Below are 21,190 nucleotides of genomic sequence, written 5' to 3'. Positions count from 1 at the left end.
CCCGCGGAGCGGGTCCCACAGCGCTGCGCGCTGTGCCAGCGAACCGCCTCGCTGCGCTCGGCGGGGCTCGGCTTCGCCGAGCCAGGGCCGGCCCTTCGGGCCGGGGGTCCTCCGCTTCGCTTCGGACTGATGGGGGTCCGCTTCGCTCCACCCGAGCGGCCTGGCTTCGCCAGGCCTGGACCTCCCGTGCTTCGCGCGGGAGGTGACCTCGTTTCACGAGGTCCGGGCCTTCGGCCTGTTGGGTGGCTCCGCTTCGCTCCCCCACCTGGTCCTTGCGGCTTCGCCTCCAGGACAAGCCCGCTCCGCGGGCGGCAGGTTACGGGAGGCCGGTGGTGGTGCTGCCGGGATCACCTGGGGTTGGGGTTGTATTGGGGCTGGTTGTCTACAGCGTGCCGTCAGCGATACGTTCGGCCGCGTCCTGCGCGACCTGGTTGGCGATGCGCACGCCATGCCTTTTGCTGGCGGCCAGGAGGGCTTCCTTCACCTCCGGCGCAGGTCTGCCGGCATGGGTCGTGCGGATCTTCCGTCAAGGCCTTCTCGTACCGCGTCACCTGTTCCCGGATTCAGGGCCGGCTTTCTCGTACTCGGAAGCGAAGGCCACACGGGCAACCTACCTCAGCTAGCCGATGCTTCATTCTTTCTTTCGGATTGACTTTGGGGTGGATGGACTGCACCGCTGGCTCGCCGCGTCGCCGATCGGTGAAGCTGCGAAGTCCCTGGTGGACCCCGAGTGGGGCCGGGGTTCATCTGCTCCTGCTCTCGTCCCGGGGCTACAGGGATGGCTCCAACGGCCAGCTTGGAGGCTGGAGTTCCCGTAGCCCGTAGTCGGGCGGCGGCCATCCCTTCTTCCTCCTGTCGATGGTCCTCTGCGTGTGAGGAGGCGGGTACGGGCAGCCGTACATCCGCTCGGGTTCAGGCGCGGCCCAGGGCCGTCGGTAGTGGACGGTGCACACAGGCCAGACCGTCTCCTGGTGCGGTTTCGGTACCGGCCTCGTGCCTTTACGACGTCGGCGTTTGGGTCGTGGCGGCTGGGGCGGGCGCAGCCTGCAGCTCTCGGCGAAGTCGGTCAGCGGCGGCAGGCCGGTGCTCTCCAGCGGATCGGTGAAGAGCGGACCGTTGGTGCCCGCCTTGAGCCTCCAGATAAGGGCTGCGGCTCTCAGCAGGGGGCGGGCCCACGTGGGGACAGGGTGGGTCATGCAGCCCCGGCGGAGGCCATGGTCGTGAAGCGTGATCGTCGAGCCGTCCAGGGCCAAGTCGTGGACGTGGACGGTATCGAGCTGGGTGGTGCAGGCCGCGGTGAACACCGCCGTGGCGAGCTGGGCAGCCAAGTACGGATGCGCGGTAGCCCGCTGAAGCCGCCAGGCAACCTCCGCCTCGGTGAGGGAAGGTATCACCGGCGGGAAGAAGTCCCGTTCGGCCGCCATCGGCGCGGCGCACTGGCAGGGGCTGGCCGGCTCATCGTCGGCCATGAGGGTGGTCAGGGCCGGCAGTCCGATCCAGCGGTTCGCCAGCGGGCGCAGCGGCCCAGGCGCCTGCTGGCTGGGGGTGGCTGGCTCGGGCGCGGGTAGCAGCGCGGAGGCCTCGGTGAATCTCGATCCCGGGTCGCTTCGCCAGCCATGCGGCCAGGCTGGACGCCTCCCGGTCAGGCAGCAGATCCACCGGCCGACGGGTCTCGACGTCGACGAGCACCGTGCCGTAGACCTGCTCCTTTGCGTGTGGCGTACTCATCAACACCCACCCCCCGCGGGGCCGGGACTTCGGGTTCGGGCAACTCATCGAGCAGCCGCAACACCGCGCTGCGACTGATGGACACCCCGAACGCCTGTGCCATCCGGGCGCCAGCCCGGTCTTCGGACAGAAGAACCGCCGGACTCGCAGTTGTAAGACCACCAGACGTCCCCCGCTCGGTACGCCCGCAGGAACCACAGGTAAGAGCTGTGACTCGCTCCCACAGTCCGGGCATGCCGCCCCGGCCGCCGTACTACAGACGTCGATGCGTATCCCCTCGTAACTCATGCCAGCGACAGCACCGACACGTCCGAGATGAACGGCAACAGCAGGCCCTCCAGATGGGGCAACGTCTCTACCACGAGGCCCCACTGTCGACCACATCGCGATCGGCCCTGGCCAGTTTTGAGGCAACTTGCCGGAGCCTGAACGAAGCGTCAGCCGTCACTCAGCGTGCGCTCATCACGGAAAGCGAGCCAGAACCCGTTCTCATGAACAATGCCAGGCCGCGGAGCCACCCCGTGCGGCGAAGAGGGTACGACCGCTCGGGCTTCGAGCGTGCTCAGTATGAAGACAACCGACTGCGGACTCCCCATCCTGCCGTCGGCGCGGCATCCTCGCGCGCAGTCGAAGAACATCTTCGCCGCGTTCGCACCCGGACCTCACCGGAACCGTGAAGGCGACCCACGGGACCCGATTAGCCGATTTAGCGATCAAGGTACTATTCCACACCAGGTGTCGGGCCTGGAGGGGAAACGCGAACTATGGAACTGGCTGCAGAGATTGCGGCTTACCGGGACGGGCGGGGAGATCCGGGACGCCTGGTGGGTGAGTTCCGGCGGGCCCTGCTGCTCGCCCCGCTCGCCGACGGTCCCGACGGCGGTCTGGTGTCGGCCGTCTCGGGCGGGATCCGCTGGCTGTACGCGTTCACGGACGAGGAGGCACTGGCCCGGTTCGCCGAGGCGCGCGGGGAGTCCGGCCGGGAATGGCCGTACCTCGCGATCCTGGGCGCGCGTCTCGTCGATGCAGTGGTGCCGCAGGTCGACGGGCCGGCCGGTGTCGCCGTGAACGTGGCGGACGAGGACGAGTCGATGCTGTTCCCGCCGGTCGCAGGCATCGTGCCCGACGCCCGCGCTGTCGACATCGTCGACATCGTCGACGGCGTCGCGCCGGACAGCCGCGGGGCGGTGGCCTGATGGCGGGCAACGGCGACCTGGAGGTCTCGCCGCAGGCGGTTGCTGCGATCCAGAAGGGCCTGCGGGCGGCGATCGCGGAGTTGCGGGAGTCGGGGGATGCGGCGGGGGCTTCGCAGGGGGCGGGGTTTGAGAATCTGTCGATGACGGCGATGGAGGCCGGGCACGGCGGGCTCGCGAAGGACTTCGAGGACTTCTGCGAGCGGTGGGAGTGGGGGGTGCGGTCGCTGATCCAGAACGCGTCGGCGCTGGCGGGAAACCTGGGGATCGCGGCGGGGACGATGTGGGAGGAGGACCACTACGTCCAGGGCGCGTTCAAGGTCGCGGCGAACGCCGCGTACGGCAATCCGCATGCCAGCGAGGACGAGATCGAGGAGAAGTCCTGGGGCGACATCTTCCGCGCGGACGTCTACAAGCCCGACTACAGCGCCGAGTCCTTCGAGAAGAGCGCCGAGGACATCAAGCAGACCTGGTCCGACACCAAGGACACTGTCACCTCCAACGGGAAGATCGGGTCGCTGAAGGAGCTGCTGGAACAGACGAAGGGCAACGGGGGCAAGGGCTGATGGGCTGGCGCGATTTCATACCGGACTCGGTCGAGGACAAGGTCGAGCACGGGATCGAGAAGGTCGGCGACTTCGTCGAGTGGAGCGGTGACAAGGTCGCCGACCTCGCCGAGGAGGCGGGGCTCGATGACGCCGGCGACTGGATCCGCGACAAGAGCCGCTCGGCCGCCAACCAGCTCGGCGCCGACGTGTCCGAGCTGGAACTCGGGCAGACCGATGATCCGAAGAAGCTGGTCTACGGCAGCGTCTCGAAGATCCGCGAGCAGGTCGGGCACCTGAACGACTTCAAGACTGCTTTCGAGTCGGTCGGCAACGGCCTCAAGGCCATGGGCGAGCCGGACGGCCTCAAGGGCGAGGCCGCCAAGGCCTTCCAGGAGTCCGTCGCCAAGGAACCCCCGCGCTGGTTCAACGCCGCCAAGGCCTTCGGCGAGGCCGCCGATGCCATGGGCCGCTTCGCGGAGACGGTGGAGTGGGCGCAGGGCAAGGCCAAGGAGGCCCTAGAGGACTACAACAAGGCGAAGAAGGCCTCCCAGGACGCCCGCGAGGCGTACAACAAGGCGGCCGACGCCTACAACGACGCCTACAAGGCGAAGAAGGACCCGCTGCCGCCCAAGCCGGACAAGGATTACCCCGACCCCGGCAAGGCCATGGCCAGCGCCGCCCAGGACAAACTCGACGACGCCCGCAAGCAGCGCAACGAGCAGGCGGAGGCCGTGGCTGCCGCCGTCCGCAAGGCCCGCGACGCGGCGCCGCCGAAGCCCTCGTACACCCAGCAGCTCGCCGACGCCGAGCAGTACTTCGAACTGGCCGGCACCCACCTCCTCGGAGGCGTCGTCAAGGGAGTGGCCGGCACGGTCAACTTCGCCCGCGCACTCAACCCGCTGGACCTCTACAACATCACGCACCCCGCCGAATACCAGACCAACCTGAACTCCACCGCGGCCGGCCTGCTCGTGATGGCCAACGACCCATGGGGCGCGGGCAAGCAGATGCTCGACGAGTTCATGAAGGACCCCTCCGAGGGCATCGGCAAGCTGATCCCCGACCTCATCGGCTCCAAGGGCGCCGGCGCCTTCAAGAGGTTCGGTTCGGCCGCCAAGCACCTGGACGACGCCAAGTACCTCGATGACGTCAAGGGTCCGGGCCGCCACAGCAACGACGTGGACGGCCCCCACAAGAACGAGAGGCCTGACTGCGACAAGCGGTGCGACGGGACCGACCCCGTCGACCTGGCCACCGGCCGGATGTTCCTGCCGCAGACCGACATCGTGCTGCCGGGCGTGCTGCCGCTGGCCTTCACCCGGCGGGCGGAATCGGGGTACGCCAGCGGCCGGTGGTTCGGACCCACCTGGGCGTCGACGATCGACCAGCACCTGGAGGTCGACGCCGAAGGTGTCGTGGTCGTCACCGAGGACGGCCTCGCCGTCCCGTACCCGCACCCGGCCCCCGGCATCGCCGTCTACCCCGTGTCCCCGTCCGCGCCCCGACATCCGCTGGAGCGCACCCCCGACGGCGACTGGACGCTCACAAACCCCGCCAACGGCCACATACGCCGCTTCACCCCGCCCTCGGGCGACCCCGGCAGCAACGGAATCGCTCCCGTCGCCCAGCTGGAGGACCGCAACGGCAACCTCATCACCTTCGAGTACGACGAACAGGGCACCCCGCAGGGCATCACCCACCACGGTGGCTACCGTCTGCGCTTCGACACCGCCGACGGCCGCATCACCGCCCTCCACCTCGACGGCGGTCCCCGCATCCTCGCCTACGGCTACACCGACGGGCACCTCACGGACGTCACCAACTCCTCCGGCCTGCCACTGCGCTTCACCTACGACGACCGCGCCCGCATCACCTCCTGGACCGATACCAACGGCAGCCGCTACGAGTACGTGTACGACGACCTCGACCGCTGTATCTCGCAAGGCGGCGCCAACGGGCACATGACGCTCGCCTTCGCCTATGGCGAGCCCGACCCTCAGACCGGCCTGCGCACCACGACCACGACCACGCCGGACGGCGAGATGCACCGCTACCTGGTGGACAAGGCGTATCGCGTGGTGGAGAGTCGCGGCCCGCTGGGTGCGGTGACGCGTTCCACGTACGACGCCCGCGGCAGGCTGGTCGCCCTCACCGATGCGCTGCACCGGACCACTGTCCTCGGCCGCGACGATGAAGGCCGACTGGTTTCCGTCATCCGCCCGGACGGACGTGAGCTCAGCACCGAGTACGACCAGGCCGGGCACCCCCTGCGCCACACCGAAGCCGATCGCACCTCCTGGCGGTTCACCTACGACGAACGGGGCAATTGCACCTCCCGTACCAGCCCGCTCGGAGGCACCACTCACTACACGTACGACGCCTCGGGCAGCGTCACATCCGTCACCGATGCGCTCGGAGGCACCACTCGCATCCGCTGCGACGGCGTCGGCATGCCGATCGAAATCACGGACCCGGCCGGTGCGGTCACCCGTTACGAACGGGACATGTTCGGACGGCCGGTACGGATCACGGATGCACTCGGAAAGACCACCGTGCTGGACTGGACGCCGGAAGGCCGGCTCGCTCGGCGCCTCGACCCGGACGGTTCTTCCCAGTCCTGGGCCTACGACGGCGAGGGCAACTGCATCCGCCACACCGACGCCCTCGGGTCGAGCACCACCTTCGAGTACGGCGACTTCGACGTTGTGAAAGCCCGCACCGGCCCGGACGGCGCGCGCTACGCCTTCGTCCACGACGCACGGCTGCGCCTGACCGAGGTGGTCAACCCTCACGGGCTCACATGGCGGTACACGTACGACGCCGCCGGGCTGCCGGAATCCGAGACCGACTTCGACGGCCGTACCGTGCGGTATACACACGATGCCGGCGGTCGGCTGGTCACTCGGGTCAATGCCGCAGGCCAGGCGGTCCACGTAGAGTACGACGCCCTCGACAACCGGGTCCTGAAAGACGTGGACGGCACCGTCACCCGGTACGAATACGACTACTCCGACCGCATTGCATCCATCACCGGTCCCTCGGGCACCGTGACATACCTACGGGACCGCTTCGGACGCGTCCGCGAGGAGACCGCCGACGGGCGGACACTGGCCCGCACCTATGACGTGCTGAGCCGCACCGTCTCCCGGACCACGCCTTCCGGAGCGACCACCGAGTGGACCTACGACGCCGCAGGCCATCGAGCCGCCCTGACCTCCTCCGGCCGTCGGATCACCTTCGAGCGGGATGCGATGGGCCGCGAGACACGCCGTCACATCGGCAATACGGCAACGCTGAACTTCTCGCGTGATGACCTCGGACGCCTGGTGGACCAGCGGGTCACCGGGGCCGACGGCAGCCTTCTCCAGCGGCGCGGCTACTCCTACCGGGCGGATGGCCATCTGGTCGCCGTGGAGGACGAGCTCGCCGGCGTCCGGACGTACGAGCTGGACCCGGTCGGCCGGGTCACCGCGGTGAGCGCCCAAGGATGGAGCGAGCGCTACGCCTACGACGCTGCCGGCAACCAGACGGAGGCCGTCTGGCCGGCCGCCCACCCGGGAGGCGCCGACGCCACAGGGGTGCGCACGTACGAGGGCACCCGGCTCACCGGCGCGGGCCGCATCCGCTATGAGTACGACTCCGCCGGAAGGGTTACGCTCCGTCAGCGCACCCGGCTCTCGCGCAAGCCTGACACGTGGCGCTACCAATGGGACGCGGAGGACCGGCTGACGGCAGTCACCACTCCCGACGGGACGCTGTGGAACTACTCCTACGACGCCCTCGGCCGCCGCAGCGACAAGCGGCGTATGGCGGCGGACGGCATCACGATCGCGGAGGAGGTCACCTTCGTCTGGGACGGCATGACCCTCTGCGAGCAGACGACCACTGCACCGGACCAACCGCACCAGGTCACGCTGACCTGGGACCACAACGGCCTCCAGCCACTCGCACAGACCGAGAAACTGGCCGACGCAAGCGGACAGGAGATCGACAGCCGCTTCTTCGGAATCGTCACCGACCTGATCGGCACGCCTACGGAACTTGTCGACGAAACCGGCGGGATAGCCTGGCGAACCCGCAGCACCGTGTGGGGAACCACAACCTGGAACACCGACGCGCCTGCCTACACGCCCCTCCGCTTCCCGGGGCAGTACTTCGACCCCGAATCGGGCCTGCACTACAACTGCTTCCGCTATTACGACCCCGAGACCGCCCGCTATCTGTCGATCGATCCCCTCGGCCTCGGCCCCGCCCCCAACCCGGCCGCATACGTACCCAACCCCCACACCTGGTCCGATCCCCTCGGCCTCAACCCGTGTCCGCCCAAGGGCGAGAAGAGCAACCCGTTCAAGCTGCGCGCAGACGCCGAGCGTGCAGCGTTCGATGCTGCAGGCGTCCCCTTCGGGACCACTCCTGATGCGGAATGGATCGTCATGGGCGACAAGACACTGAAGAACATGCCCGGCCACGTGTACTCCAGCGATCCGACCCACTGGGGCAACTTCCGACAATTCGAGACACCGAACGGCTCCCGGGTCGTTGTCGAACACACCGACGATCCCGCTGGACCGCACTTCCACGCAGGCGGGCCAAAGGGAAGCACACTCGAAGACCAGTCGCGCTCCGGGGTGAATTTCGGCTGGGACAACTCCGCCGAGGGCTACGGGACCATGGAACGCTACCGGGCCATCGACAAGCCCGGTGGAGACCACCACTTCTTCTACGAGGAAAACTGACATGCGAACGAGCGAGGACAACCTCATCGCGCTCATCCGGGACAGCGGTTTCGAGGTGGACACGGTCCAGGGCAACGAACCCGCCCCGTCGGTCGACACGGCCTGGCGCGCCATGGCCGGATTCGGCGTGGAGGCCGCCGCATCCTTTCCCCTGAAGGGAGACCTCGAGGGAGTCCACCGGCTGTGGCTGCAACACGCCCGTCAGACGGAGGTCATCGGCGAGGACGGTGCCTTCCTCCTCACGGCAGTCGTGACCGGAGCCTCCGAGGTCGGCTGGGTCCGGGTGCGACTCACCGACGCCGCCGACGTTTCTCGCCTCGTCGATGACCAAGGGCGGATCGAGTTCATCGCACGCTCCCAGTCCGGCCACCACATCTGCGGTATCACCGCAGAGGAATACGAATACTGGCTGGTCAGCCTGGATCTTTGACGAAAGCCACTGGTGATGTCGTCGCCGTTGAGGTCGCCCAGCGACCGGACGGCGACGTCTCCTCAGCCGTCCTGGCCATGGTGAAGGCTATGCCGGTGCAGGCCGGCGGGCTCGGCGCGTTCACCCGGCTGTGGTGGAGCTGGCCGGTTCGCCAAGCAGTACAAGCACGCGCTCACGCACGCCCAACGTCACCAGGCCGCGCGCGGGGACTACACCACAGCCCAGCCTTCGACGAGGGCGGCACAGAGCTGAAACGCCTCTCCACCACCACGCACTGACGCACGGCCGTCGCTCGCAAACCAGACGGAACGCCGACGGACACCAGCCGCAGCAGGCCACTGGGTGTCTGTCGTCTCACCGACCCTCGCGCCAGAAGACTGGCTCTCCCCCACGACGCCGCCAGATGCCTCACTCTTCACCCTCGTATAAATTCCCTTGCGGCTGTTGCCGCCGTTCTTCCCGGCCGGGTCGTGCTTGTCATAGCGCCTACTTGGGGCCTAGCCTGCAGCAGGGCGATTTTCCGGAGGGTGACTTCTTCATCCGAAGCGTGTACAGCGGCCACGTGCTCGACATCAAAGACGGCAGCACCGAGCCCGGCACCCACGTCATCCTCTGGCCCAGGAAGCACAGCGACAACGACAACCAACTATGGCAGTTCGACAGGGGCTTCCTGGTCAACAAGAAGAGCAGGCTCGTCCTGGAAGTCCCCGGGTACGAAGGCGGCGGAGACATCGAGCCGGGAACGGCTCTCGTGCAGAACACAAGGCGCGCGGGACCGGAGAGCCTCAACCAGCTCTGGGCGTACAACAGCCAACTTCAAGCGTTGACGCCCTATGACCCCAAGGTTGGCATCACCGCCGGCGACCCTTACTTCCCCTCCGGCGCCCCCGCCGTTGTCGATTCGCTGTACTTCCAGCACGAACCTCCCTGCTGACCCGCGTCAACAGGCAGACAACAGGGAAGTAGGTAACGCCGCAGTCACCGCCTTCTGTCGCCGGGCGCGAGCAGGCTGGTGACTTCGACGATCGCCTTGACTGTGGGGGGAGTAGCGCCGTACCGGCACTCCGTCGGCCGCCCACCATGTCCGACAGATCCTATCCTTAGCGCCGGTTTTCGTTCCGATGTTTCTCCACGGGCCGGGCACCCCGTATTGCTCCATTCGGGTGGTAACGACATTGTTTGCGCAACACCGAACCAAACAGATGGTTTAGAGGCTTGTCGGTAACCCATGCTCTCCAGGAGAGTCGGGAAGAAGTATGCGCGTAGCCTTAAGCCTGTTGCCGTGGCGGTATCGAGCTTCGCTCTGGTCACTGCGGGAATCATCGCGGGTGCCGGAAGTGCAAGTGCTATCTACAGTGCCTGCATCGATACCGTGGCCGCGAACGGAGGAATCGCTTCCGCTCGCATCGTCGCGAGCGCCTGTCAAGACGGAGTTGCCAAGAAGTTTGCTAAGTGCGCGAGCTCGTTGCAGGCCACCTCTGACCCCGTAGGTAGGGGCTATGGTCCCGGTCTCTAAAAAGCCAAGGCAAACCTGGCCTGCAAGAGGGCAGCTGTACTGCCCGCACCTTAAGGGCAGAGACATGTTCCCTCTCCGGCGCGTCGCACCAGTACCGGGGTTGGGGAAGCGCTCAGGACCCACTTGGCTCGGGGCGTCCCGATCGCGCGATCAGTCGTCGGCCGGCTCTGGGTCCCTCGGCCAGCTGGGGGTAGCTCCCTACCGGGTGAGACACCTGGTCATGATTCGCCAGGCGACCAGCATCTCGGAGTGTGGGATGAGACGTTCGGGGCTGGAGTGGCTCAGCAGCGAGGCAGGGGGACGACGCCCTTGGCGTCGTCCCCCTGCCTTTGGTCTGGGACTGCGGCGGGCGTACCGAGCTGTCGGCGCAGACGCTGGAGCTCGTCGTCCTTGGCCGCTAGGACCGACAGAAGGTGTCGGTGCCGCCCCTTGAGCTGGGTGAGCTCGGTGTGAGTGCGGGCCAGTTTGCCGGTGAGACGCTGGTTGAGATCACGCAGCCGGGCGATGCGGGCCTCGCGCGGGTCTGGCTGCCGGCCCCGCTGCCCAGGCGGCTGCCCGCCGCAACCACAGCTGCCGAGCGCTGGGCCGCCGGGGCCGTCAGGACCGCATACGCAGCCGAGGTAGCTCGCCGATCAGACGGCTGAGACCGATTACCCAGCACCCCGTCTGCTCGGCGGGCTGCCATCATGCTCGGATGGCCCACGACATAGTGTTCTTCCTCGCCCCCGACGACGAGGCGGCCGCTGCGACGCGCCTGCGGGGACCTGGCGAGGACTTTGAGTCTGTGACCTGCCGCTTTATTGAGCCGGACAGCGCCATCGCCGAGTGGGACATGTACTTCGAGGCTCCTTCGGCCGAGGCCCTGCCGGTTGAGCAGCTCCTCGGGTGGGCCTGGCCGGAGTGGGTCACCGCCCCCTTGAACGATGGCGTCGAGGTGTTCGCTCTGCCGCAGCGGCTGACTCGAGCGCTCGCCGAATCGAGTTCTGCCGAACTCGAAGAGCTCGCCGGCCGCTGGATTACGCGGCTCCGGTCTGAGGACGGCGACGACATGACCGACGATGATCTACTGGCGGTCTTGCAGGGCGTTGCCCGCCTCGCAGCGTCTGCGGTGAGCACGGGTGGCGGCCTCTACAGCTGGAGCTTCTGAGCGTCCCTGCGCGGGGGACGCTCGTTCTTGACGCCGCTGCACGCCAGGAGCTCGGTGCCGGTGGCGTCGAAGTACAGGGTGAAGAACCAAGATCCGTCTGCTGCGACGATGTTGCCTGTACGCAGTTGCTCGTCGCGGTGCCGAGCGCGGAGGATCTCAACGGTCTCGTCAAGGCTGAGGGTCGTCAGGCCGATTTTCAACGACCACCTCAGCCTTGTCGCAGCGATGCCGAAGACCATCCACTGTGGCGGCCGTCCGTCGAAGAGCATGACCTCGCCGCCGGCGGCGATGGCGTCGCGTGCTGCCTTGCAGGCACTGGTCTGGCCTTTGAGCATTGTGGTGATGTCGGGCCCAAGGGGCCGCCGCTGCGCGGCGGGACCTGCGGGCGTTTCTGTATGCGGTCCGCGCCCACCTGGACATTCCGCCGGGAGCCCCCACCCCGGCCCTACTCGCCCCACCAGCCCCGCGTGAACGGCCGACCCGCACGGGTGAGGGAGCCTGCCAGCGCACTTCCCTCATTGCGCGCGGTCTCCCGACTCCCGCACGAGCGGGGCGCCGTCGGCGAAGGACAACGCCGGGGACCCGGCCGGGGGCATGACCCAGATGCGCCAGAAGCCCGCCACGGGACGATCTGCCGACGATCGCGTTGAGGGCGTCGGCAGGTCGGGCAGTGCGCTCGCTGTGGTGCTCACTGCGGTCTTCGGGGGGATCCTTGGACGGTCAGCCGGCAGCCGCGGCCGAGCCCTGGCCGAACCGCGGGACATCATCCACACTCACGTCCAGACGCAACCGCACGAAACGCAGCGGATGGCGAAAAACGCCCAGGTCAACGACCGGATCCGCGGGTACGCCAGTGGCCGTACCCGACCATGTCCCACACCCGCTGCCGCTCCCCGCGGTCGCGGGCGGCATCACGCAGACGCTGTTCGGCCTTGCGCTGCTCGAGCGGGTCGTCCAGGCGCGGCCGGAATTCCACCGCGAGATCGACGTGCAACAGCGACTCCCGGCCGGGATCGGCGTAGGCGCCCACCGCGCGAATCTCCTTGACCCACCACAGCGTCGCAGCGGGATCAGCGTTGACCGTCCGGGCGGCCTTGATCACGTTGGCGGCCAGCGCGTCGGCGTTCTTGCGGGTGGACGGCCTGCGGCCGGAGGCATGGGCACGGGGGCTCGCCCGGTCACGAGGGCGACGCGCCTCGGGCGGAGGATTCGCCGCGGCACACCGCGGTTCGAGAGCCGGGTAACTGCATCATCCTGGGATGATGCTCGGCACGCCGCCGCCGAGCTGTCAGGGCCCGGGACCTGCGAGCCGGGACAGCTGGTGCAAGACCGTTCCCAGAGGAAGAGAGTCGAAGTTGGCTGCCATCGACGACATCGTTGACGAGGCGCTGAAGCTGATCTCCGAGATGCGGTTCCGTATCTCCTACGAGGCGGATCTGCTCATTGAAAATGGAGACGACCAGGAGAGGCGACGGGAGAAGGTGGCCGCCGCGGGTGCAGCGCTGAGCGATCTGGCCGACGAGTTCACCGGTCTCGGCAAGGAGTTTCACGCAGCAGGCGCGGATGAGGTGCGGCGGACCGAGGTGATGGACAGAGCAACGCAGGCACGTGCCCAGCTGCCCCAGCGTCTGAGTGATGTCAAAGCTGCCGCCCTCGCCGCCTGAGTCGGCCCGACCGTCCGCCACGGGAGGTCGTGGCTGTCCGTCCTGCTCCGGCCCGTGACGACAACTCCTAGTAGTGCTTTGTTAGGTGGTGTCGTAGGCCTGCCATGGGACGGTTTGTCGGCAGGTGGGGCAGGTGCCGGTCCAGGTGGCGATGAGGTGTTGGAGGAGATCCAGGGCCTGGTAGAGGGTCAGGCCCGGGAGGGGCTTGGGGGTGCTCCGCTGTTCGGTCAGGAACAGGTGGGCGGCGGTGATGAGGGTGACGTGCCGGTGCCAGCCGGTGAACGAGCGGCCCTCGAAGTGGTCCAGGCCCAGAGCGGTCTTCAGCTCGCGGTAGTCGTGCTCGATGCGCCAGCGGGCTTTCGCCAGGCGGACGAGGTCCTTGGCGGGGATGTCGACGGGCAGGTTCGAGATCCAGTACTTCACCGGTTCGGCCTCTCCCTCGGGCCACTGCGCGATCAGCCAGGTCAGCGGGATCGTGCCGTCCGCTGCCGGTTTGGGACGGCGGCCGGCGAGGCGGACCCGCAGGAACACGAAGTGCGAGCTCATCGCTGCTTTCGAGCCCTTGCGCCAGGTCACGGTGCGGCCGGGGGCACGGGCCGCCGTAGGCCGGCTGGTGAGGTTCGGCGTCCTCGCCGTAGGCGGCCGCACCACCCGCACGGCCCGCCATGCCAGCCGGGCCCGGACGTCCTCGACCGGTCAGGTCGAGGACGTCTTGAACTGCTGTAAAAGACAACCGACATCAAGAAGTGGCTGCTGGCCCGCCCCTTCGGTTTCGTCTGCACCTCACGCCGACCAGCGCGTCCTGGCTGAGCCTGGGCGAGCGGTGGTTCGCCGAACCCACGCAGAAGAAGCTCAGGCGCGGCGTCCACCGCTCGGTCCAGGTCCTCGAACGCGACATCCGGGCCTGGCTCGCCGACTGGAACGAGCACCCCAGGCCCTTTGTCTGGACGAAGACAGCCGACGATGTTCTCAACAAGGTCGCCGCCTACTGCCGACGAATCTCTGACTCAGGTCACCAGCGCGGAGGGTCTCGGCCGCGCTGCCCGCACCCTCGGGCCGGGCGGCGGAACCGCGGGGTGGGCGGGGTGGGTCGGCCGGCTGCCGGAACGGCGAGTGCGTCGGCATCCGTCTCGTAGACCACCCGGACGACGGCGGCCCAACGGTCGGCTCAGCCGCCGGGGCAGAAGCCGGTGCCGTGGAGGGAGGCACCGGCCTCGCCGCTGTCGTAGGCGGCGAGGCTGGACCAGCCGCACACCTGCACGGCGGCCAGGTTGCCGGAGATCCGCAGGTAGTGCTTGCCGCGCAGGTCTATCCCTTTGCGGTCCTTGCCGCCCACGATGTTGACGTCGACCCAGGTCCTGTCGCCGGGGCTGTGGACCGCGCCCAGGCGGAAGGAGGCGAAAGCGCCCTTGTTGCCGCTGCAGTGGGCCCTGCCGTTTCCGCTGGTGTCTGTCAGAAGGCAGTAGTCGGAGACGAACGCCGTCTCGCGTACGTCGATGCGGATGTTGTAGCTGCCGGCCGCCTGCGCGCTCGGTGCCGACGCGGCCAGGAGGCCGATGGCCGCTCCTAGCCCGGCTGCCGTTGTCGCCAGCTTGTTGCGCAGAACCTTCATGGTGTGACGCTCCTTGGATCAGTGGGAAGAATCGGATTCCGGGGAGGGGCCGTGCGCCCCGGCGGACAGGCCGGCGCCTGCCCGTACGGGCCGAGTGGTCAGCCGGCGGCGCCGACGACCCGGACGGAGGAGTGCTTGCCCCGGAGGGCTTTGAGGGGCTGATAGGCGGGCGCATCCCAGAAGGCATGGGCGGCGGCCCGGTCGGGGAACGCGTGGATGACGGGTGTCGACGGGCGCCAGTCGCCTTCCAGCACGACGGGAGCCTGATCCACGACGAGGTTTGGGCACCCCGCCTCCGCGCGCATCGGCGGTGACACGGCGTCGGCGTAGCGCTGGAAGCCGTCCGGCTCATGGATGTCGAGGTCGATCACGACGCACGCGGGCCGGGTGTCCTTCCATGGTTGTCCCCCGCGTTGCGGCCGGCGCCCTGGCGGGGCACCCCCGGAACCAGGACGCCTGCGGGCCCCTGCGGCCCGGTGCCTCAGGGCAGGGTCAGGACCCGCTTGCCGCGGGTGTGGCCTGATGCGCCGGCCACGTGCGCCAGGGCGGCGTCCTCGAGCGGGTACGTGGCGGCGACGGTGACTGTGAGCTGCCCCGAGGCAGCCTGGCGGGCCAGCGCGGCCAGGTCGGCGGGGTCGCGCAACTGCGGCCCGGACTCGAAGGCGACGCCGAGGGCCGAGGCGGTGAAGTCGGCGATGGTGACGATGCGGTCGGTGCCCCCGAGCAGCGTCACGGAGTCGGGCAGGGCACCCTTCCCGGCGGCGTCGAAGACGGCGTGTGGGCCGCCGGGGGCGAGCGCGCGAACACGTTCGACGAGGCCGGGCCCGTATAGGGTCGGGGTGGCGCCGAGGGAGGCGAGGTAGTCCTGGTTGGCGGCTCCGGCGGTGCCGATCACGCGGACGCCCTGTCGGACGGCGAGTTGCACGGCCATCGTGCCCACCCCGCCGGTCGCCCCGTGGATGAGCAGGGTTTCGCCTTCGGCGACGGCCAGTCGGCGTAGCACGCGCCGGGCGGCGTCCCCGGCCACGGGCAACGAGGCGGCCTCCTGCCAGGACAGCTCGCGGGGTTTGGCGGCATAGCGGGAGGCGAGGGCGAACTCGGCGTAGGCGCCGGTGTCGGCCCAGGCCAGCACCTCCTCGCCGACCGCCACGTCCTCGACGCCCTCGCCGAGGGCGTCGACGGTCCCGGCGAACTCCGAGCCCAGGACCGCGGGAAGAGGGCTGGGGAAGATGTGCTCCATTGCTCCGGAGCGGATCTTTGCATCCACCGGGTTCACGCCGGCGGCACGGACGCGGACGCGGATCTGGCCGCGCCCGGGAGACGGGATGGGCTGTTCGGCTTCGTGCAGGACCTCGGGTCCGCCGAAGCGGTCGAAGACGACGGCGCGCATGGATGTGCTCCTGAAGGGTCATGGTCGGTGGGGTCGTCCGGTGGGCCGGCCGTCGCCGGCGACGGTGCTGTCGCTTCGGCAGATGGACTGTTCGACGGCCACAGCTGTGGCGACGAATGCTTCGACGGCGGCCGGGTCGAGTCCCTCGGTGGCGGTGGCCTCAAGGGCAGCCCACATCTTTTCGATGGGACGCCTGAGAGCCCGCCCTTGATCGGTGAGGTGGACGTTCATCACCCGGCGGTCGTGCTCGGAGGGGGTGCGGGTCAGCAGTCCGGCTTCCTGCATGCGCTTGACCGACTTCGAGACGGTCGAGTGGTCCAGGCCGACGCTTTCGAGGAGCTCGGTCTGGGATTGGCCGTCGCGGTCGAAGAGCTGCATCAGCAGCAGTTCTTGACCGGGGTGGAGGCCGAGCTCGCGGAGCATGCCTGCGGCGTGGGCACGGTGGGCGCGGGCAAGGGTGAAGATCGCGTAGCTGAGGCGTCCAGATCGTGCGGTGGACGGGACGGGCGGCCGGGTGGCGGCGGACATGGAAGCTCCTGGATCGGCGGTGCCAAGCGGCCATGGAAAGACCGGGGACGTACACCTAACACGCCCTTACGTGGCCGGCCAAGTACGAGCGGGGCCTGTGGGACGCGCATGGGCTGCCGCGTGGCGGATGCCGGAGCACATCGGCGGTTCGCCGTGGCGGCTTGCGAACGGGCCCGCCTGCGGCGTGGGCGTGCGGTCACGACGACACTCCGTGGCTGAGGGGACGAAATTTACGTTGCCAGCCACGTAAACGTACCACAGAAAGGTGGTCGGCCACATAAAAGACGTGGAGCGGGAGCGCGGCGGATGGCTTGGGGGGTCGGCCCGGGAGAGTTGCGGCCTGGCGCAGGCGGTCAGGATGGGGCCGGTTGGGTGGCGGCATGACGCTGTACTTCCTCCGATGTGCGGGCAGCGGGGGCAGGCGGCCCGTGGTCACCGCTGTGTACCGGCCGCAGCCCGGCCTGTATCCGGCCGGCCCGGTGGTTCCGGCTCACCCGGATACCCCGCCGCCCGGTGGGTGTGGCGGGCGGGCTCGCGCGCGCTGGCAGCAGTGGGCGGCCGCCTCGACGCAGTGGCCCTTTCCGGGGGTGAAGGTGGCGTCGTCCGCCACGCGTGAGAGCGCCAGGCCCCGGGGGCGGGCGTGCGGAAAAGTTTCTCGCCCGTCGGCGACGATTTTGCCGCGCCGGCGCAGTCAACTCTCCGACCCTTGCGTTTCCCCAAGGTCAGGAGGACCTCGTGACGAACGCCGCAACCAATCCGGAGCACCCGCACAAGCCCGCCTGGTTCGACATCTCCACCCCCGATGCGCCGCGCGCCCGCCGCTTCTACCAGGAACTGTTCGGCTGGCCGGTCCACGTACTCGACGGAACCTACGCGCTGGTCGGAGCCGACGGCGGCGAACCGACCGGCGGAATCGGCCAGTCCGGCCCGAGCAGCCCGTACACCGGAATCGTCGTGTACTTCCAGGTGGCGGACGTGGACGCGGCACTCGCCGCCGCCGAGGAACTGGGTGGCCGGCGCCGACTGGAACCCCAGAGCCTGCCCGGACGGGGCCGGATCGCCGTCTTCGACGACCCGGACGGCAACCCCGTCGGCGTGCTCAGCGCCTAGGAACGAGACAGGAGACCCGTGATGACGACAACCAGCCTCAAGGCCGACCTGCACCGACACCTGCAGGATGCCCGCGAGACCATGCTGTGGAAGCTCGACGGTCTCGCGGAGCGCGAGACCCGCCGCCCCCTGACACCGACCGGAACCAATCTCCTCGGCCTCGTCAAGCACCTGGCGGGCGTCGAACTGCTCTACCTGGGCTGGGTGTTCGACCGGCACTACACAGAGCCAGTCCCCTGGTTCCGTCCGGACCTCGGTCCGGCCGGCCTCCCGCCCAACACCGACCAGTGGGCCACCCACGAGGAGTCTGGCGCCTACATCGTCGACACCTACCGCAAGGCATGGGAGCACGCCGATGCCACCATCGAGGCACTGTCGCTGGACGCCGTCGGCCACGTGCCGTGGTGGCCGGAGCAGGCCGGTGCCGCCAGCCTGCACCGGGTGCTGGTCCACCTCATCGCCGAGACCGAGCGCCACACCGGGCACGCCGACATCATCCGCGAGCTGATCGACGGCGCTGCGGGCTACCGTCCAGGTGCGAAGCGACTGCCCCCCGAGGACGCCCAGTGGTGGGCGCAGTACCGCAATCGAGTAGCCGCGGCGGCCGAACGGAGCTGACCACCCCGCCACCCCCGGCAGCCGCCTCCGTTCGCGCCGGCGGTGCGTAGCGCGCGTCACAGCCGAGATGACCGGCGCCCGAGACGTGGGCCTGTTTCGGGTGCCGGTACCGGAGATGCGCCTGCCCTCCTGTTCCACGACGCCCAATCGATCCCTGAGTGGGGGTGACCGCCGCCTGCGTGGACCGGCATCCGAGGGCCCCGGGCGTGACGCCCGCGCCTCGGTATGGGCAGGGCGGCTCAGGGGGGACCGCCGCACCGGGCACGGGCGTCCCAGTCCTCGCGGCCGTCCTCCGCCTGCTGCATGCCCGCTGCGCGGAAGGCACGCCCGTCGTCGTCATCGTCATCGTCATCGCCATGGGCAGTTGATGGCGGGTCCAGGGCGCGGCCGGGGAGTGTAGGGTCCTGGCCGTGTAGACGCTCCAGTGCGTCACCTGCCAGCCGAATCCGCCGGAGTTCGAGTCGAAGTACACCGGGCCGGGCCCGGCGTAGCCCAACTCCGTGGTGACGCCGTGGGTGACCGTGCGGATGAGGTGTGCAGGTGGCCCCACGTCTCCATCCCGGACAGCTCCACCCGTGCGGGGGGGGCGCAGCTGGACCTCTCACCGCAGGCGTGCCCGTCGGCTGTCACGTACTGCGCGAGACCCAACGCCCGTCGGCTCACGCTCGCCGAGGCCTTCGCGGCGGTCGGTCTGCCGGCTCCCGGGCCGGACGCATACTCCGGCCAAGGCTGGTGCCGAGCCCAACCGGCGGCGAGACGGAGGCGTGTGTCGGGGTGCTGCATACGGGGCGCACGGGCAGGTGCCCACGGCAGTGTGCAGGACGAGCGGCGGCTCGGCGGGGCTTGGCCGCCCGGGCCGCGCCTTCGGCTACAGGTCGGTGTAGGGCGGGATGACCCTCACGATCGCGATCAGGCGCAGACGCGGCAGGGGCAGAGCGTAGAACCAGCCGTCGTCCAGGAGGGGGATGCGGCGCAGGCCTCCGGGGACGCCTTTGCGGCCGCCTTCGCCGATGTCGGTGACGTCGACGCAGACGTCGGCGAGGGCGACGAGTTCGTCGGCCAGGCGCTCGACCTCGGCGGTGACGTGGGCGGGCAGGCCCTTGAGGACCTCATCGGCGTTCGGGTCGTACTCCCAGCGCCAGCCGGTCACCGGGCCCCGCCGAGCGGGATGCCGGCCTCTGCCGCTGCCACATCGAGGATGCGGCCGATCTCCGCGGCGATCTTTGCGGCTTCGGCCGGGGTGGCGGCATCAGCGGCCTGGTCCTCGAGCGCGTGGAGGCGGGCCGCCTGGTGGGGGTGGCGTTCGATGGCGACGTAGAGGGCCCATTGGCGCAGGAAGCGGCGCATCGGGGCGGAGCTGACCTGCTCGCGGGCACGCGCGACGGCGGTGGCGCGTTCGGCGTCGAAGGTGGGCACCGCATCGGGAGCCAGCCGGGCGAGGGCCGCGCGCAGGTCTTCGGCCGTCGCCGGCGGCTGCGGGCCCGCCGGGTCGGAGGGGTGCTCGGCGGCCGTGCTCATGCCGCCTCCGCCGTTTCGACCGTCTGCGTCTGGGCGCGGTGGGCGGCGGCCAGGGTGGAGACGTGCTGGCGGGACCAACCGACCTTCGCCGCGACCGCCGCCGGCCCGCCGCGCTCGTAGCCGGCCGCGATCCGCCCTGCCGCCCGCCCCAGGGCGGTGCGGGCCCGCTCAAGAGCCTCCGCGTGCTCGGTCACGGCGGCCGCCAGGCGGTCCAGTTCCGCAGCTTCGTCCGGCGTCAGAACGACCCGGGGGGTGCGCGGGGGGTGCGTCATACCGGCCAGCCTGCCCCACCCGTACCGCAACCGCAACCGCAACCGCACTTGACGGGCAGGGGCGGGTGAGGGCGGGCCGGCGGCGCGGGACCCTGCTGCCGGTGTGGCGCTCGCTGCGGGCGGGTGGGCTTGTGGCACGCCTTGGGGCTGGCGCTGGCCGCCGCGTTCAGGGCGGCCGGTTCGCCGTCGAGACCCGCGGCGAGGATGGGTTGCCGGTTTCTCCCGCCCACCGATCCTCCGACCGGCTGACCGTCGGCCCCTGGCGGCAGTCTGGCATCTGCGGGACGGCCCTGCTCTGCCGTCCTCCCCTGCCCCCTGCCCCCTGCCCCCTGCCCCCTGCCCCCTGCCGTCCGGCCTGAGATGTGGCGCAGGGGGAAGCCGTCGCCATCGGCGCCGACGACGACGCCTCCGGGATCCTGCGCACCGTGGCCGAGCACAAGGTGCGCCGCCTGCCTGTGATCGACGGCCACACCCTCGTCGGGATCGTCGCGCAGGCAGACGTCGCCCGCGCCCTGCCCGACCCGCAGGTGGGCGACCTCCTCCAGGCCCTCTCCACCGACTGACCCTCGCTTCCGAGCAGCGCCGGTGCAGGGGGGTTCAGGGAGGCTGTGACTGCTGAGCGGGTCGTCGGCTCAGCCGTTGGCGGGTACCGGCCCGGTCGGGGCAGGCAGTGCCCGGCGGGCATGGGGACAGGGCGTGGCAGAGATGGCCATGGGAATGCGCATCCGGCGCAGGAGGTCCCGCGTGATGCGCTTGCGCAAAGTGGTGCCCCAGGCGAGCCCCGGGTGGCGGGAGCGCAGGTGGGAGAGCGCGCGGGTGCCCAGGCCGGTGCCGTGGAAGCGCTCGTCGATGACGATGGCGGTGATGACGCCCTGGGCGCAGTCGGTGCAGATCCGGTACTGGACCCGGCCGACGACCTGGCGGATGTGGACAAGGAGCAGGCATTCCTCGCCGGGCCCGGACGTGTCCGGGATGTGCGTGGACAGGAAGTCGATCGCCCGGTAGGCGAGGACACGTCGGCGCAGGCGGCCGGTGAGCCGGCTGCGGCGGGAGTGCCTGGCGCCGATATGACCGGACGGTGATGCCGGGGCTGCGGGGGCAGAGCCGAACAGACTGTTGCCGGTGGGACGCGCATGTTGTCCGTGCATGGCCTCTCGTGTGCCCTGACAGGCCAGGGATA

20 protein-coding genes and 3 pseudogenes are annotated in these 21,190 nt (G+C 69.5%); 11 read left to right on the top strand and 12 right to left on the bottom strand.

The genetic code is table 11. The features are described 5' to 3' along the window. Positions 1 to 770 precede the first annotated feature (770 nt). Positions 771 to 1,469: a hypothetical protein gene (locus tag AB0953_RS30805; RefSeq protein ID WP_366862860.1), complete on the bottom strand. Its 699-nt coding sequence runs from the start codon at positions 1,467 to 1,469 to the stop codon at positions 771 to 773. A gap of 1,023 nt (positions 1,470 to 2,492) precedes the next feature. On the opposite strand from AB0953_RS30805, the gene AB0953_RS30800 reads away from it, so the two are divergent. The 6 genes from AB0953_RS30800 to AB0953_RS30775 all read left to right on the top strand — a co-directional run bounded on the left by AB0953_RS30800 (position 2,493) and on the right by AB0953_RS30775 (position 11,298). Next, positions 2,493 to 2,924: a hypothetical protein gene (locus AB0953_RS30800; protein ID WP_366862859.1), complete on the top strand. Its 432-nt coding sequence runs from the start codon at positions 2,493 to 2,495 to the stop codon at positions 2,922 to 2,924. Next, entirely contained in the window at positions 2,924 to 3,487 is a 564-nt protein-coding gene (locus tag AB0953_RS30795) for a hypothetical protein (RefSeq protein ID WP_366862858.1), read from the top strand. The genes AB0953_RS30800 and AB0953_RS30795 overlap by 1 nt, the downstream gene beginning before the upstream one ends. Continuing rightward, on the top strand, positions 3,487 to 8,205 hold the full coding sequence (locus tag AB0953_RS30790; protein ID WP_366862857.1) for a putative T7SS-secreted protein: 4,719 nt from the start codon (positions 3,487 to 3,489) through the stop codon (positions 8,203 to 8,205). The genes AB0953_RS30795 and AB0953_RS30790 overlap by 1 nt, the downstream gene beginning before the upstream one ends. Before the next feature lies 1 nt (position 8,206). Further along, positions 8,207 to 8,635: a hypothetical protein gene (locus AB0953_RS30785; protein WP_366862856.1), complete on the top strand. Its 429-nt coding sequence runs from the start codon at positions 8,207 to 8,209 to the stop codon at positions 8,633 to 8,635. A gap of 403 nt (positions 8,636 to 9,038) precedes the next feature. Then, the gene (locus AB0953_RS30780; RefSeq protein ID WP_366862855.1) at positions 9,039 to 9,569 is read left to right on the top strand and encodes an RICIN domain-containing protein; all 531 of its coding nucleotides are present in this window, start codon (positions 9,039 to 9,041) and stop codon (positions 9,567 to 9,569) included. Positions 9,570 to 10,845: 1,276 nt separating this feature from the next. Then, positions 10,846 to 11,298: a hypothetical protein gene (locus AB0953_RS30775; protein WP_366862854.1), complete on the top strand. Its 453-nt coding sequence runs from the start codon at positions 10,846 to 10,848 to the stop codon at positions 11,296 to 11,298. Here the strand turns inward: AB0953_RS30775 and AB0953_RS30770 are convergent. Both AB0953_RS30770 and AB0953_RS30765 read right to left on the bottom strand, forming a co-directional pair. Then, positions 11,280 to 11,633 (bottom strand): hypothetical protein, encoded by a 354-nt coding sequence (locus AB0953_RS30770; protein WP_366862853.1) that lies wholly within the window; start codon positions 11,631 to 11,633, stop codon positions 11,280 to 11,282. The genes AB0953_RS30775 and AB0953_RS30770 overlap by 19 nt on opposite strands. A gap of 491 nt (positions 11,634 to 12,124) precedes the next feature. Next, positions 12,125 to 12,400: a hypothetical protein gene (locus tag AB0953_RS30765; RefSeq protein ID WP_366862852.1), complete on the bottom strand. Its 276-nt coding sequence runs from the start codon at positions 12,398 to 12,400 to the stop codon at positions 12,125 to 12,127. A gap of 253 nt (positions 12,401 to 12,653) precedes the next feature. On the opposite strand from AB0953_RS30765, the gene AB0953_RS30760 reads away from it, so the two are divergent. Further along, entirely contained in the window at positions 12,654 to 12,962 is a 309-nt protein-coding gene (locus tag AB0953_RS30760; protein ID WP_366862851.1) for a hypothetical protein, read from the top strand. Positions 12,963 to 13,150: 188 nt separating this feature from the next. On the opposite strand, the pseudogene AB0953_RS30755 reads toward AB0953_RS30760, so the two are convergent. After that, a pseudogene (locus tag AB0953_RS30755) lies at positions 13,151 to 13,538 on the bottom strand (transposase); the annotation flags it as partial. A 150-nt stretch (positions 13,539 to 13,688) separates the two neighbouring features. Here AB0953_RS30755 and AB0953_RS30750 point away from each other — a divergent pair. Beyond that, positions 13,689 to 13,978 (top strand): annotated as a pseudogene (locus AB0953_RS30750) (IS630 family transposase); the annotation flags it as partial. Between the two features lie 152 nt (positions 13,979 to 14,130). Here the strand turns inward: AB0953_RS30750 and AB0953_RS30745 are convergent. The 4 genes from AB0953_RS30745 to AB0953_RS30730 form a co-directional block, all read right to left on the bottom strand. After that, the gene (locus AB0953_RS30745) at positions 14,131 to 14,574 is read right to left on the bottom strand and encodes a hypothetical protein (RefSeq protein WP_366862850.1); all 444 of its coding nucleotides are present in this window, start codon (positions 14,572 to 14,574) and stop codon (positions 14,131 to 14,133) included. 98 nt (positions 14,575 to 14,672) lie between these two features. Further along, entirely contained in the window at positions 14,673 to 14,945 is a 273-nt protein-coding gene (locus AB0953_RS30740) for a DUF1330 domain-containing protein (RefSeq protein ID WP_366862849.1), read from the bottom strand. 110 nt (positions 14,946 to 15,055) lie between these two features. Continuing rightward, entirely contained in the window at positions 15,056 to 15,964 is a 909-nt protein-coding gene (locus tag AB0953_RS30735; protein WP_366862848.1) for an NADP-dependent oxidoreductase, read from the bottom strand. 18 nt (positions 15,965 to 15,982) lie between these two features. Continuing rightward, on the bottom strand, positions 15,983 to 16,492 hold the full coding sequence (locus AB0953_RS30730) for a MarR family winged helix-turn-helix transcriptional regulator (protein ID WP_366862847.1): 510 nt from the start codon (positions 16,490 to 16,492) through the stop codon (positions 15,983 to 15,985). Positions 16,493 to 17,227: 735 nt separating this feature from the next. Here AB0953_RS30730 and AB0953_RS30725 point away from each other — a divergent pair. Beyond that, on the top strand, positions 17,228 to 17,602 hold the full coding sequence (locus AB0953_RS30725) for a VOC family protein (protein WP_366862846.1): 375 nt from the start codon (positions 17,228 to 17,230) through the stop codon (positions 17,600 to 17,602). Positions 17,603 to 17,623: 21 nt separating this feature from the next. After that, positions 17,624 to 18,220, top strand: coding sequence for a DinB family protein (locus tag AB0953_RS30720; protein WP_366862845.1), 597 nt, complete (start codon positions 17,624 to 17,626; stop codon positions 18,218 to 18,220). Between the two features lie 868 nt (positions 18,221 to 19,088). Here the strand turns inward: AB0953_RS30720 and AB0953_RS30715 are convergent. From AB0953_RS30715 to AB0953_RS30705, 3 genes are read right to left on the bottom strand one after another with little or no spacing between them, the layout of a single operon-like run. Then, positions 19,089 to 19,370 (bottom strand): hypothetical protein, encoded by a 282-nt coding sequence (locus tag AB0953_RS30715; RefSeq protein WP_366862844.1) that lies wholly within the window; start codon positions 19,368 to 19,370, stop codon positions 19,089 to 19,091. Beyond that, complete coding sequence (locus tag AB0953_RS30710) at positions 19,367 to 19,738, bottom strand: DUF6247 family protein (RefSeq protein WP_366862843.1); 372 nt, start codon at positions 19,736 to 19,738, stop codon at positions 19,367 to 19,369. The genes AB0953_RS30715 and AB0953_RS30710 overlap by 4 nt, the downstream gene beginning before the upstream one ends. Next, positions 19,735 to 20,010: a hypothetical protein gene (locus tag AB0953_RS30705; RefSeq protein ID WP_366862842.1), complete on the bottom strand. Its 276-nt coding sequence runs from the start codon at positions 20,008 to 20,010 to the stop codon at positions 19,735 to 19,737. The genes AB0953_RS30710 and AB0953_RS30705 overlap by 4 nt, the downstream gene beginning before the upstream one ends. 335 nt (positions 20,011 to 20,345) lie before the next feature. Between AB0953_RS30705 and AB0953_RS30700 the strand changes: the two are divergent. Further along, positions 20,346 to 20,573, top strand: a pseudogene (locus AB0953_RS30700) (CBS domain-containing protein); the annotation flags it as partial. Positions 20,574 to 20,642: 69 nt separating this feature from the next. On the opposite strand, the gene AB0953_RS30695 reads toward AB0953_RS30700, so the two are convergent. Next, a complete protein-coding gene (locus AB0953_RS30695; RefSeq protein WP_366862841.1) occupies positions 20,643 to 21,158 on the bottom strand; it encodes a GNAT family N-acetyltransferase in 516 nt (171 codons plus the stop codon). Positions 21,159 to 21,190 lie beyond the last annotated feature (32 nt).

It is taken from the genome of Streptomyces sp. NPDC046866, assembly GCF_040704625.1.
Taxonomy (GTDB): Bacteria; Actinomycetota; Actinomycetes; order Streptomycetales; family Streptomycetaceae; genus Streptomyces.
Note: the sequence above shows the minus strand (reverse complement) of the source record. Positions and strands in the feature narration are given on the sequence as shown.

What these genes read in the sequence shown, in the direction of transcription:
- AB0953_RS30780 (WP_366862855.1), top strand. Translation starts at nt 9,039, where the DNA reads ATGCCTCACTCTTCACCCTCGTATAAATTCCCTTGCGGCTGTTGCCGC.
- AB0953_RS30800 (WP_366862859.1), top strand. Translation starts at nt 2,493, where the DNA reads ATGGAACTGGCTGCAGAGATTGCGGCTTACCGGGACGGGCGGGGAGAT.
- AB0953_RS30735 (WP_366862848.1), bottom strand. Translation starts at nt 15,964, where the DNA reads ATGCGCGCCGTCGTCTTCGACCGCTTCGGCGGACCCGAGGTCCTGCAC.
- AB0953_RS30790 (WP_366862857.1), top strand. Translation starts at nt 3,487, where the DNA reads ATGGGCTGGCGCGATTTCATACCGGACTCGGTCGAGGACAAGGTCGAG.
- AB0953_RS30775 (WP_366862854.1), top strand. Translation starts at nt 10,846, where the DNA reads ATGGCCCACGACATAGTGTTCTTCCTCGCCCCCGACGACGAGGCGGCC.
- AB0953_RS30770 (WP_366862853.1), bottom strand. Translation starts at nt 11,633, where the DNA reads ATGCTCAAAGGCCAGACCAGTGCCTGCAAGGCAGCACGCGACGCCATC.
- AB0953_RS30795 (WP_366862858.1), top strand. Translation starts at nt 2,924, where the DNA reads ATGGCGGGCAACGGCGACCTGGAGGTCTCGCCGCAGGCGGTTGCTGCG.
- AB0953_RS30805 (WP_366862860.1), bottom strand. Translation starts at nt 1,469, where the DNA reads ATGGCCGACGATGAGCCGGCCAGCCCCTGCCAGTGCGCCGCGCCGATG.
- AB0953_RS30705 (WP_366862842.1), bottom strand. Translation starts at nt 20,010, where the DNA reads ATGACGCACCCCCCGCGCACCCCCCGGGTCGTTCTGACGCCGGACGAA.
- AB0953_RS30730 (WP_366862847.1), bottom strand. Translation starts at nt 16,492, where the DNA reads ATGTCCGCCGCCACCCGGCCGCCCGTCCCGTCCACCGCACGATCTGGA.
- AB0953_RS30695 (WP_366862841.1), bottom strand. Translation starts at nt 21,158, where the DNA reads ATGCACGGACAACATGCGCGTCCCACCGGCAACAGTCTGTTCGGCTCT.
- AB0953_RS30720 (WP_366862845.1), top strand. Translation starts at nt 17,624, where the DNA reads ATGACGACAACCAGCCTCAAGGCCGACCTGCACCGACACCTGCAGGAT.
- AB0953_RS30710 (WP_366862843.1), bottom strand. Translation starts at nt 19,738, where the DNA reads ATGAGCACGGCCGCCGAGCACCCCTCCGACCCGGCGGGCCCGCAGCCG.
- AB0953_RS30785 (WP_366862856.1), top strand. Translation starts at nt 8,207, where the DNA reads ATGCGAACGAGCGAGGACAACCTCATCGCGCTCATCCGGGACAGCGGT.
- AB0953_RS30745 (WP_366862850.1), bottom strand. Translation starts at nt 14,574, where the DNA reads ATGAAGGTTCTGCGCAACAAGCTGGCGACAACGGCAGCCGGGCTAGGA.